The 11,130-nt window shown below is 62.4% G+C and carries 9 protein-coding genes and 1 pseudogene; 5 read left to right on the top strand and 5 right to left on the bottom strand.

All coding sequences use genetic code 11. From position 1 onward, the window contains the following. The gene (locus HCF10_RS13645; protein WP_131698187.1) at positions 1-1,170 is read right to left on the bottom strand and encodes an efflux RND transporter periplasmic adaptor subunit; all 1,170 of its coding nucleotides are present in this window, start codon (positions 1,168-1,170) and stop codon (positions 1-3) included. Positions 1,171-1,517: 347 nt separating this feature from the next. Between HCF10_RS13645 and HCF10_RS13640 the strand changes: the two genes are divergently transcribed. The 4 genes and pseudogenes from HCF10_RS13640 (at position 1,518) to HCF10_RS13625 (ending at position 5,560) form a co-directional block, all read left to right on the top strand. Beyond that, entirely contained in the window at positions 1,518-2,000 is a 483-nt protein-coding gene (locus tag HCF10_RS13640) for a sigma-70 family RNA polymerase sigma factor (protein ID WP_131698186.1), read from the top strand. A 119-nt stretch (positions 2,001-2,119) separates the two neighbouring features. Then, complete coding sequence (locus HCF10_RS13635) at positions 2,120-3,457, top strand: lysine N(6)-hydroxylase/L-ornithine N(5)-oxygenase family protein (protein ID WP_131698185.1); 1,338 nt, start codon at positions 2,120-2,122, stop codon at positions 3,455-3,457. Positions 3,458-3,523: 66 nt separating this feature from the next. Beyond that, positions 3,524-4,730: pseudogene (locus HCF10_RS13630) on the top strand (putative DNA modification/repair radical SAM protein). Beyond that, positions 4,727-5,560, top strand: coding sequence for a TIGR03915 family putative DNA repair protein (locus tag HCF10_RS13625; RefSeq protein ID WP_167655736.1), 834 nt, complete (start codon positions 4,727-4,729; stop codon positions 5,558-5,560). Before HCF10_RS13630 ends, HCF10_RS13625 begins: the two are co-directional and overlap by 4 nt. A 72-nt stretch (positions 5,561-5,632) precedes the next feature. Here the strand turns inward: HCF10_RS13625 and HCF10_RS13620 are convergent, their stop codons facing one another. Next, on the bottom strand, positions 5,633-6,130 hold the full coding sequence (locus HCF10_RS13620; RefSeq protein ID WP_090406061.1) for an Lrp/AsnC family transcriptional regulator: 498 nt from the start codon (positions 6,128-6,130) through the stop codon (positions 5,633-5,635). Positions 6,131-6,249: 119 nt separating this feature from the next. Then, positions 6,250-7,296: an ornithine cyclodeaminase gene (locus HCF10_RS13615; protein WP_145336190.1), complete on the bottom strand. Its 1,047-nt coding sequence runs from the start codon at positions 7,294-7,296 to the stop codon at positions 6,250-6,252. A gap of 266 nt (positions 7,297-7,562) precedes the next feature. Here HCF10_RS13615 and HCF10_RS13610 point away from each other — a divergent pair, with 266 nt between their 5' ends. Beyond that, a complete protein-coding gene (locus HCF10_RS13610) occupies positions 7,563-8,456 on the top strand; it encodes a GNAT family acetyltransferase (protein ID WP_167655735.1) in 894 nt (297 codons plus the stop codon). 67 nt (positions 8,457-8,523) lie between these two features. Here HCF10_RS13610 and HCF10_RS13605 read toward each other — a convergent pair whose 3' ends face one another. Both HCF10_RS13605 and lpdA read right to left on the bottom strand, forming a co-directional pair. After that, positions 8,524-9,543 (bottom strand): branched-chain amino acid aminotransferase, encoded by a 1,020-nt coding sequence (locus HCF10_RS13605; protein ID WP_167655734.1) that lies wholly within the window; start codon positions 9,541-9,543, stop codon positions 8,524-8,526. A 203-nt stretch (positions 9,544-9,746) separates the two neighbouring features. Further along, a complete protein-coding gene (lpdA, locus tag HCF10_RS13600) occupies positions 9,747-11,126 on the bottom strand; it encodes a dihydrolipoyl dehydrogenase (protein ID WP_131698179.1) in 1,380 nt (459 codons plus the stop codon). Between the last annotated feature and the right edge of the window lie 4 nt (positions 11,127-11,130).

Below are 11,130 nucleotides of genomic sequence, written 5' to 3'. Positions count from 1 at the left end.
TCAACCCCCGTTGCCGTCGGCCGGGCCGATCAGCAGGTGATCGCCTTCGTGCAGGCCGTCGAGCACTTCGACCCGCAGGCGATCGCTGATGCCCAGGTGCACTTCACGTTCTTCGATGCGGCCGTTGGTGGCGACCACGCGGGCGATCTGTTTGTCGGCACTTGAGGTGCCCAGCAGCGCGGCCACCGGTGCGGTGAGGACATCCTTGACCTGGCTGGCGACGAAGAATACCTGGGTGGTCATTTCGGCCATCAGCGCGTTGTCGCTGTTGTCCACGTCCAGCAGCACGGTGTACAGCACCACGCGCCCGCTGCCGCTCTTGCTGGAACTGTTGGGGCTGCCGCTGCCCTGGGTTTCATTCAGCGGCTTGGGCGGGATCGGCAGGATCTGCCGCACGGTACTGGACCAGCGCCGGTTGCCGCCGCTGAGGGTGGTGAAATAGGCGGTCATGCCGGGTTTGACGTGGCCGATGTCGGCTTCCGAGACTTCCGCCCACACGGTCATCGGCGACAACTTGGCGATCCGCAGGATCAGCGGGGTCTGCTGCTGGGCGTTAAGGGTCTGGCCGACCCGCGCATCCACCGCCACCACGGTGCCGGTCATCGGTGCGTAGATGCGCGTATAGCCCAGCTCCGCTTCATCGCTGCGCAGGCTGGCCTGGGCCTGGAGAATCTGCGCCTGGAACATATCGACTCGGGCCTGGGTGGCGCTCAATTCGGCCTTGGCGGTTTGCACATCCTCCTCGCGGGTGGCGTTGCCGGCGGCCAGGCGCTGTTGGCGCTGGTACTTCTGGCGCGCCAGTGCGTGCTGGGCTTTCTGCTCCTGCAGCTGCGCCTTGAGGTTTTCGATGGCATAGCGGCTGGCGTCGAGCTTGGCTTTTTGCGTCGAGGGGTCGATCTCCACCAGCAATTGGCCTTCCTGGACCTGGTCGCCGGCTTCGACGTGGATCTTGCGAATCTGTCCGGACGCCTGGGCGCCCACGTCGACATACCGGCGCGGTTGCAGGGTGCCCAGGGCCGTGACGCTGTTTTCGATATTGCCGCGGGTGACGGTAACGGTGGTCAGGGTCTCACCCCCCGTCGGCAATACCTGCCAGGCGGCGACGGCGATGATGGGAATCAGGCACGCAATAGCTAGCAAGGCGCGTCGGGCAGGGCGAGGGCGTTTCATGCTTAGGTTCCAGCCAGGAAAGTTCGGAGCGCAGTTGCGCAGAGCTGACAGTTAAACGAGAGAATTGCCCAAAGATTTAGGCTGATACATAAGCGGTTACAGGTCGTGTGCAGAAAAAAATCGGCCTGTAGATGCAAGTCTTGTTTAAAAGTAGATGAGAATTACTATAAATTGCACCTACCCAAACTGCCATTACTGAATGGCCTGTATTTGTTGTAGGAGCGAGCTTGCTCGCGAAGAGCTCAGGGACGCCGCGTTCACTCTGGTTTCCCGCGTTATCGTTGAGGTACTTCGCGAGCAAGCTCGCTCCTGCAGGACCAAATGCCGCCGCCCGGGGGCCAGGAGTCATGTTGGAAAACTACTATCGCGAGCTGGTGTGCTTCCTCAACGCCAAGCTGGGCAACCGCCAGGTGGCCGAGGATGTGGTGCATGACGCTTATGTCCGGGTGCTGGAACGTTCCAGCGAGACGCCCATCGAACAGCCCCGTGCGTTTTTGTATCGCACCGCGCTGAACCTGGTGATCGATGGTCACCGGCGTAACGCCTTGCGCCAGGTCGAACCCCTGGATGTACTCGACAGCGAGGAGCGCTTCGCCGCCGGTTCGCCCCATGCCACCCACGACTACGGCCAACGCCTGGCTATGCTCGAACGCGCCCTGGCCGAGCTGCCGGCGGCCTGTCGCGACAGCTTCCTGCTGCGCAAACTCGAGGGCCTGAGCCACCTGCAAATCGCCGAGCGCCTGGGTATTTCCCGCACCCTGGTGGAAAAACACATTGTCAATGCCATGAAGCACTGCCGGGTGCGGATACGCGAGTGGGACGCGCACTGATCACTGATCAGGTAAATTTTATTTCATTGTCCTCGTTTCCTATCAACACATGACCTGTTGTGCAGGTCTCGAAGGTATTCCCGCCCCACCGCCAAGGGGCTTATCCAGAGGACACTGGAATGACACAGGCAATTGCTTCGCCCGCGGTTCACGACCTGATCGGTATCGGTTTTGGCCCTTCGAACCTGGCGCTGGCCATCGCCCTGCAGGAGCGCGAAAAGGCGCAGGGCAAACTGGACGTGCTGTTTCTCGACAAACAGGCCGACTATCGCTGGCACGGCAATACCCTGGTGACCCAGAGCGAATTGCAGATTTCGTTCCTCAAGGACCTGGTGACCCTGCGCAACCCCACCAGCCCGTACTCCTTCGTCAATTACCTGAAAGCCCATGACCGCCTGGTGGACTTCATCAACCTGGGCACCTTCTACCCGTGCCGCATGGAGTACAACGACTACCTGCGCTGGGTTGCCGGGCAGTTCCAGGCCCAGGCCCGCTACGGCGAGGAAGTGCTGGCCATCGAGCCGATCCTGCACCAGCAGCAGGTGGAGGCGCTGCGCGTGATTTCCCGCGATGCGCTGGGCGAGCAGCATGTGCGTACCACCCGTTCGGTGGTGGTCAGCGCCGGCGGCACACCGCGTATTCCCGAAGCGTTCAAGGCCCTCAAGGGCGACAGCCGGGTGTTCCACCATTCCCAGTACCTGGAGCGCATGGCCACCCAGCCTTGCGTGGACGGCAAGGCGATGCGCGTCGCAATCATCGGCGGTGGCCAGAGTGCGGCCGAAGCCTTTATCGACCTGAACGACAGCTTCCCCTCGGTGCAGGTCGACATGATCCTGCGCGGTTCGGCACTCAAGCCGGCCGATGACAGCCCGTTCGTCAACGAAGTGTTCTCGCCGGCCTTTACCGACCTGGTGTTCCAGCAAGTCGGTGCCGAGCGCGAGCGCCTGGTCGCCGAGTACCAGAACACCAACTATTCGGTGGTCGACCTCGACCTGATTGAGCGCATCTACGGGATTTTCTACCGCCAGAAAGTCTCCGGCATCGCCCGCCAGGCCTTCCGCACCATGACCGTGGTCGAGAAGGTCACCCCCGGCCCCCTGGGCATCGAACTGGCCCTGCGCAACAACGCCAACGGCGAAACCAGCGTCAACCATTACGACGCGGTGATCCTTGCCACCGGCTACGAGCGCGAGACGCATCGCGCACTGCTGGCGCCGCTGGAGGAGTATCTGGGTGATTTTGAAGTGGCGCGCGACTACCGCATCGTCACCGATGAGCGCTGCAAGGCCGGCATCTACATCCAGGGCTTCAGCCAGGCCAGTCATGGCTTGAGCGATACGCTGCTGTCGGTACTGCCGATTCGTGCGGATGAGATTGCAGCGTCGCTGTTTGAAAACGACCGTAGCCGCGGCAAGGCGCGTTCGGTGCAGGATCTGCTCCTCGCCACCGCCAGCTGACAAGCTGCACTTGTGACACGGGGGGCTGGCTGATACTGTACAAAAAACCAGTATCGGTAGCCCTCCATGCAGTTGATCGAAAAACTCAGCATCCTCGCCGACGCCGCCAAGTACGACGCCTCCTGCGCCAGCAGTGGCGCGCCCAAGCGCAGTTCGGAAGGCAAGGCGGGGCTGGGCTCAACCGATGGCATGGGCATCTGCCACAGCTACACGCCGGACGGTCGCTGCGTATCTTTGCTCAAGGTACTGCTCACGAACTTCTGTCTCTACGACTGCCAATACTGCGTCAACCGCCGCTCCAGCGACGTGCCCCGCGCACGCTTCAGCCCGGAGGAGGTGGTCACCCTGACCCTGGATTTCTACAAGCGCAACTGCGTCAGCGGGCTGTTCCTCAGCTCGGGCATCATTCGTTCGGCCGACTACACCATGGAGCAGTTGGTGCGGGTGGCCAAACTGCTGCGCGAAGAGCATGACTTTCGCGGTTACATCCACCTCAAGACCATCCCCGAAGCCGACTCGGCGCTGATTGCCGAGGCCGGGCGCTACGCCGACCGCCTCAGCGTGAATATCGAACTGCCCACCGATGCCAGCCTGCAAACCCTGGCGCCGGAAAAACAGATCGTCTCGATCAAGCAGGCCATGCAGACCATCTATACCGGCGAGCAGACGGTCCTGAACGAACCCCGCGCGCCGCGTTTCGCCCCGGCGGGTCAGAGCACCCAGATGATCGTCGGCGCCGACGAGACCGACGACAGCACCATCCTCCACAGTGCCGAGGCGCTGTATGGCAACTACAAGCTGCGCCGCGTGTACTACTCGGCCTTCAGCCCCATCCCCAACAGCCCGAAAAGCGTACCCCTGGCCGCGCCGCCGTTGATGCGCGAGCATCGCTTGTACCAGGCCGACTTCCTGCTGCGCAGCTACGGCTTCAGCGCCAACGAACTCTTTGAAGGCCCTGGACATTGATCCCAAGCTGGCCTGGGCCCTGGAACACCGCGAGGTGTTCCCCCTGGACCTGAACCGCGCCGAGCCGACCTTGATCGCCCGCATCCCAGGGATCGGCCTGCGCACCACCCAGCGCCTGGTGGACCTGCGCCGCGAACGCAAGATCCGCTTTGAAGACCTGGCACGCATGCGTTGCGTGCTAGCCAAGGCCAAGCCGTTTTTCATCACCAGTGACTACCACCCGCAACAGGCCGACAGCACCAGCGTGCTGCTGCGCGAACAACTGCGTGACCGCCCGCAGCCGCAGCAGATGGGGTTGTGGGGATGATCAGCCTGGAATGCGACAACCTTTTCAGCACCTGGCGCGAACAGGCGCGCTGGCTGCTCAGCCATCAGGTCGACCCGAGCCAGGTGAGCTGGGGCGAGGTGCAGGCGGCGGACCTGTTTGCGACCGATGAGCCGATCCCCGAAGGCTTGGGTCCGTTCCAGGCGCGAATTCCCAAGGCGCTGCTGGAATTGCTGGAGTCGGCCGCCTGCTACCAAGGTGATCAGCGTTGGAGTCTGTTGTATGAGGTGTTGTGGCGCGTCAGCCATGGCGACCGCACCGCGATGCTGGCGGGGGATAAGCTCGGCAGCGAGTTGCAGCGGCGCATCAAGCAGGTCAGCCGTGAGGCCCATCACCTGCATGCGTTTGTGCGCTTTATCGCCTTGCCGGCAGGGGCGGGGCCTGAGCTGCCGGAGTACGTGGCCTGGCATGAACCGGCCCATGACATTCTCAAGTCGGCCAGCCAGCATTTTGTCGGGCGCATGGGGCGCCATCGCTGGATGATCGCCACGCCGTTGGACGGGGTGTACTACGACGGCGAACAGTTACTCCACCAGCGTGAGTGCCCCGAGGCGTGGCGGCAGCTGGCGCAGAACGTCGAGGATCCCCACAGCGCGATGTGGCTGACGTACTACAGCCACATCTTCAACCCGGCGCGGTTGAACCCCAAAGTGATGGAAGGGCACTTGCCGAGCCGGTTCTGGAAGAATCTGCCGGAGGGCAAGTTGATACCGGGGTTGATCAGCGAGGCGCGCACGGGCAAGCAGAAGGATGGGCAGGCGAAGCTGGTGGGGGCGCGCCAAGGTAAGAAAATCTTAAGCGGGCATGGTTAAAAATGTGGGAGGGGCGGTGCGACGATTCGACTTGCTCCCACATTCGATCCTCATTGGCTTGGCGAGTGGGGCTCAGGCCAGTTCGATGGCGGTATTCTTCACCACCGCCAACTCCGGATGCGCCACCAACTTATCGATGTGCAACTCATCGTTGTTCAGCCAGATCTCCGATACCACCCGGTAGTGCTCCATATCCCGGCAGCGCATGCGCAGGCTGTAGTCGAACGGCCCGCTGATCAGCTGGCATTCGAACACCTGGGGGCAGGCCTTCATACACGCTTCGAAGGCCTTTTGCGCCGAGCGCCCGCTCTGGTTGGACAAGGCCACCAGCACCAGCAGCGACAGCCCTGGCGAGACCATCTGCACATCGATGATTGCCCCATACCCACGAATCACCCCGCGTCGCTCCAGCTTTCGCACCCGCTCCAGGCAGGGCCTGGGGGTGAGGTGCACCAGTGACGAGAGCTTTTCGTAGGTGATACGCCCCTGATGGCGCAGCACTTCGATGATCGCCTCATCGATGCGATCCAGCGCAGGGGCGGAGTGGGGTCCGTTGGCCTTGGTATCCATGGGGTTCACTTCAAACGGTTGGGAAGAAGGGTGAGCAAGCGTTCAACGGTTGCGTGACAAGTATGGTACGGCCTTCCCTGGCCAACGTCTGCATGACTTTGCCACTGGGCCTGCAGGTGTCAGGCGCGTTTCTTCTGTTGCGCGGCAGGCTGCAGGGTCAGGCGGGCAAATAGGTCCTTGGGGTCGTCCAACACGGGCACCAGTTCCAAGTCGCTGCCCAGGTCCAGTGCCTTGGCTGCATCCAACACATAACGAAGGGCCGAATAGTCCTCGATGGCAAACCCGACTGAGTCGAACAGCGTGATCTGTTGCGCGTGTTCGCGGCCAGGGAGCTGGCCGTTGATCACCTGCCACAGTTCGGTCACTGGTGAGTCGTGCGGCATGTGCTGGATCTCACCTTCGATGCGGCTTTGGGGTTCGTACTCGACGATCACACGGGCGCGCTCGACGATGCGTCGGTCCAGTTCGGTTTTGCCCGGGCAGTCGCCGCCCACGGCGTTGAGGTGCATGCCCGGCTCAATCATCTCGTCGGTCAGAATGGTGGCGTAGGCTTTGTCGGCGGTAACGGTGGTGACGATATCCGCGCCTTTCACGGCGTCTGCCACGCTGGCGGCGAGGATCACCTTGATCGCCGGGAACGCTTTGAGGTTGGCTGCGAGCTTGGCGGTGGCCTTGGTGTCGATATCGAACAGGCGAATCTCGTCGATGCCGAGCATCGCGTGGAAGGCCAGGGCCTGGAACTCACTCTGGGAGCCGTTGCCGATCAACGCCATGCTGCGGCTGTTGTCACGGGCCAGGTAGCGCGCCACCAGTGCCGAGGTGGCGGCAGTGCGGATGGCGGTGGTCAGGGTCATTTCGGCCAGCAGCAACGGTTTGCCGGTGTCCACATCGCCCAGGGCGCCGAATGCCATGACCGTGAGCATGCCCGCCAGCGTGTTTTTCGGGTGGCCATTGACGTACTTGAAGGCATACAGCGAGGCGTCGGACACCGGCATCAGTTCGATCACACCCTCCGGGGAGTGATTGGCCAGGCGTGCGCACTTCTCGAAATCCTGCCAGCGCAGGTAGTCGGCGCGAATGTACTCGGCCATTTCGATGATGCAGGTTTGCAAGCCTTTTTGCGCGACCAGATAGCTGAGGTCGTTGACGTCGATGTAGCGGGTCATGGAGAGGCTCCTTGTTGTTCGAGAGGGGCTGCGGTGAACGCGGCGAGCGTTTTCTGCTGTGCGTAGCTCGGCGCAGCAAGCGTGGGCAGCCGGGCTATTGTCTGCGTTCGGGCCGATGAATCCCGGCTGAAACAAGGGGCGCGCCCAGCGGGTAAAGCTGAAAAGGTGGGTGATGCAGCCGAATCGGCTGTGAGGTCTGTAATGGGATCAAAAGGCGGGAGAGGGTATTGTGGTATTTGCCATAGCTGTCTCAGCCAGGAGGAATCATGTCTACCGTCGTACGTCTCGCCCAATCCGCCGATGCCGAAGGGATCAGCCAGGTCATCCTGGCGGCCTTGCACAGCAGCAATGCGCGGGATTATCCGGCGGATGTGATTGCCCGGGTGGCCAGCAACTTCACGCCGGACGCGGTGCTGGAGCTGCTCAAGCGGCGTGTGGTGCTGGTGGCGGTCCAGGACCGGGTGATCGTCGCCACGGCGGCCCTGGATACCAATGTGGTGCGCTCGGTATTCGTCAATCCGGCGGCGCAAGGGCAGGGCGTTGGCCGGTTGCTGATGATTGAAATCGAACTGCGCGCGCGGGAAGCGGGGGTGACGACGCTGAGTGTGCCGTCTTCGCTGACCGCCGAGCCGTTCTACACCAAACTGGGGTTTCACACGGTACGCGACGTCTACCACGGCAATGAGCGCACGCTGGTGATGGAAAAGGCGCTGTTGTCGCGCCATCCCATCGGGCCGTACCGCGACCGTCAGCACCGGGCGCAAGTGGTGGCGTTATGGCAGGAGGCTTTTGGTTATGACACGGCGCATAACCTGCCGACCTTGGCGATCGATAAGAAACTGGCGGTCAATGACGGGCTGTTTTTTGTAGCGACGGACAAGAAAACCGTGATCGGGACGATTCTTGCCGGCTACGACGGCCATCGCGGCTGGCTGTATTCGGTGGCCGTGCACGCCGACTATCGGCGTCATGGCCTGGGTTCCTCGCTGGTGCGGCATGCGGAACAGGCATTGACGGCCCTGGGCTGCATGAAGATCAACCTGCAGATCACCAGTGGCAATGAGGCGGTGGCGGGGTTCTACGAGGCGCTGGGGTATGGGGTGGAGGCGAGGATCAGCATGGGCAAGAAGGTTGCCGAGAATATTCCGACTCAATCCTAAGAACACTGCAAAACAAATGTGGGAGGGGGCAAGCCCTCTCCCACATTTGATGTGCGGTGTTGCGGGTTTAGACTTTTACGATCCAACCCGCTGGCGCTTCGACGTCGCCGGTCTGCACGCCGGTCAGCTCTTTGTAGAGCTTCTGGGTGATTGGGCCGACTTCGGTCTCGCTGTGGAACACATGCAGTTGGCCGTTGTACTGGATACCGCCGATCGGCGAGATCACCGCGGCAGTGCCGCAGGCGCCGGCTTCCTTGAACTGATCCAGCTTGTCGATGAACACTTCGCCTTCGACCACTTCCAGGCCCAGGCGGGTCTGGGCCAGTTCGATCAGCGACAGGCGGGTGATGCCTGGCAGCACCGAAGGCGACTTCGGTGTGATGAACTTGTTGTCGTGGGTGATCCCGAAGAAGTTGGCCGAGCCGACTTCTTCGATTTTCGAGTGGGTCATCGGGTCCAGGTAGATCGCATCGGCGAAACCGGATTTCTTCGCTTCCGAGCCCGGCATCAGGCTGGCGGCGTAGTTGCCACCGACCTTGGCGGCACCGGTGCCCTGTGGCGCGGCGCGGTCGAAGGTGGAGATCTGGAAGTTGTGGGGCACCAGGCCGCCCTTGAAGTAGGCGCCGACCGGGATGCAGAACACCGAGAAGATGAACTCCGGCGCGGTACGCACGCCGATGTTGTCACCGGTGCCGATCACGAACGGGCGCAGGTACAGCGCGCCGCCGCTGCCGTACGGCGGGATGAACCGCTCGTTGGCCTTGACCACTTGTTTGCATGCGTCGATGAACGCGTCGGTCGGGACGTGCGGCATCAGCAGGCGGGCGCAGCTGCGCTGCATGCGCGCGGCGTTCTGGTCCGGACGGAACAGGTTGATCGAACCGTCCTTGCAGCGGTAGGCCTTGAGGCCTTCGAAGCACTGCTGGCCGTAGTGCAGGGCGGTAGAGCCCTCGCTGATGTGCAGCTGGTTGTCGTCGGTCAGGGTGCCGGCTTGCCATTCGCCGTTTTTCCAGACTTGGAGAAACCGCTTGTCGGTCTTGATGTAGTCAAAACCCAGCTTGTCCCAATTGATGCTTTCGTTACCCATGACACCCTCTATCTTTGGTCAAGTCGGTTTTTTTCTGAATGGGCGCAACAATACTTCATTCGCAGGCCCGTTCGCATCCCCCGCGTCCCTTGCAGGAGCGAGCTTGCTCGCGAAAATCGTCAACGATAACGCGTGAAACCAGAATGAACGCGGCGCCCTCAGGTTCTTCGCGAGCAAGCTCGCTCCTGCAGGGGGGGGGTTATTTACAGGTGCAGCGCATGCCCCAGCGCCCTGAGCGCAGCTTCCTGCACCGCTTCGCCGAGCGTCGGATGGGCGTGGATGGTGCCGGCCACGTCTTCCAGGCGTGCGCCCATTTCCAGGCTGAGGCCGAAGGCGGTGGACAGCTCGGACACGCCGGCGCCGACCGCTTGCCAGCCGACAATCAGATGATTGTCGCGGCGTGCCACCACCCGTACGAAGCCGGTTTTCGACTCCAGGGTCATCGCGCGGCCGTTGGCGGCAAATGGGAAACTCGACACGATGCAGTCCAGGCCGGCGGCCTTGGCATCATCGGGCGTCTTGCCGACCACCACCAGTTCCGGGTCGGTAAAGCATACCGCCGGGATCGCGGCCGGGTTGAATTCGCGGTGTTGACCGCTGATCAGTTCGGCAACCATTTCGCCCTGGGCCATGGCCCGGTGCGCCAGCATCGGCTCGCCGCTCAGGTCGCCGATGGCATACACATTGCGCATGCTGGTCTGGCAGCGGCTGTCGATCTTGATCGCCGCGCCGTTCATCTCCAGGTTCAGCGCTTCGAGGTTCCAGCCCTGGGTATTGGGTTTACGACCAACGGCCACCAGCACCTGGTCCGTCGCCAGCGACAACGTGTCGCCATTCGGGTCGCGCACCTGCAGGCTGTTGTGCTCGAAACCGGTGACGCTGTGCTTGAGGTACAGCTTCACGCCCAACTGTTTGAGCGATTCGTTCACCGGTTGCGTCAGCTCGGCGTCGTAGGCCGGCAGGATGCGGTCCTGCGCCTCGACCACACTGACCTCGGCGCCGAGCTTGCGGTAGGCAATCCCCAACTCCAGGCCGATGTAGCCGCCGCCCACCACAATCAGGCGCTTGGGCACGCGGGTCGGCGCCAGGGCTTCGGTGGAGGAGATGATCGGCCCGCCAATCGGCAGCATCGGCAGGTTGACGCTTGTCGAACCGGTGGCCAGCAGCAGGTGTTCGCACTGGATGCGCTGGTCGCCGACGTCGACGGTCTTGCCGTCCACCACCGTGGCCCAGCCGTGGATCACCTGCACTTTGTGCTTTTTAAGCAGTGCAGCGACGCCCGTGGTCAGGCGGTCGACGATGCCGTCTTTCCATTCCACGCTTTTGCGGATGTCCAGGGTCGGCACATCCACCTCGATTCCCAACTGGGAACCCTGGCTGTGGTGCACGGTTTGCTGGAACTGCTCGGCTACGTGAATCAAGGCCTTGGACGGAATGCAGCCGATGTTCAGGCAGGTGCCGCCCAACGCCTGGCCTTCCACCAGGATCGTCGGGATGCCCAGTTGGCCGGCACGAATGGCGGCCACATAACCGCCAGGGCCGCCGCCGATAATCAGCAGCGTGGTATGCAATGTCTGAGTCATGCCC

Source organism: Pseudomonas sp. B14(2022), from assembly GCF_012030485.1.
Taxonomy (GTDB): Bacteria; Pseudomonadota; Gammaproteobacteria; order Pseudomonadales; family Pseudomonadaceae; genus Aquipseudomonas.
The sequence above is the reverse complement of the archived record's forward strand: the minus strand, read 5'-3'. Positions and strand labels throughout refer to the sequence as shown.

Bases quoted from the DNA above. Each gene is read 5' to 3' on its own strand.
- HCF10_RS13645 (WP_131698187.1), bottom strand. From the start codon at position 1,170: ATGAAACGCCCTCGCCCTGCCCGACGCGCCTTGCTAGCTATTGCGTGC.
- HCF10_RS13640 (WP_131698186.1), top strand. From the start codon at position 1,518: ATGTTGGAAAACTACTATCGCGAGCTGGTGTGCTTCCTCAACGCCAAG.
- HCF10_RS13635 (WP_131698185.1), top strand. From the start codon at position 2,120: ATGACACAGGCAATTGCTTCGCCCGCGGTTCACGACCTGATCGGTATC.
- HCF10_RS13625 (WP_167655736.1), top strand. From the start codon at position 4,727: ATGATCAGCCTGGAATGCGACAACCTTTTCAGCACCTGGCGCGAACAG.
- HCF10_RS13620 (WP_090406061.1), bottom strand. From the start codon at position 6,130: ATGGATACCAAGGCCAACGGACCCCACTCCGCCCCTGCGCTGGATCGC.
- HCF10_RS13615 (WP_145336190.1), bottom strand. From the start codon at position 7,296: ATGACCCGCTACATCGACGTCAACGACCTCAGCTATCTGGTCGCGCAA.
- HCF10_RS13610 (WP_167655735.1), top strand. From the start codon at position 7,563: ATGTCTACCGTCGTACGTCTCGCCCAATCCGCCGATGCCGAAGGGATC.
- HCF10_RS13605 (WP_167655734.1), bottom strand. From the start codon at position 9,543: ATGGGTAACGAAAGCATCAATTGGGACAAGCTGGGTTTTGACTACATC.
- lpdA (WP_131698179.1), bottom strand. From the start codon at position 11,126: ATGACTCAGACATTGCATACCACGCTGCTGATTATCGGCGGCGGCCCT.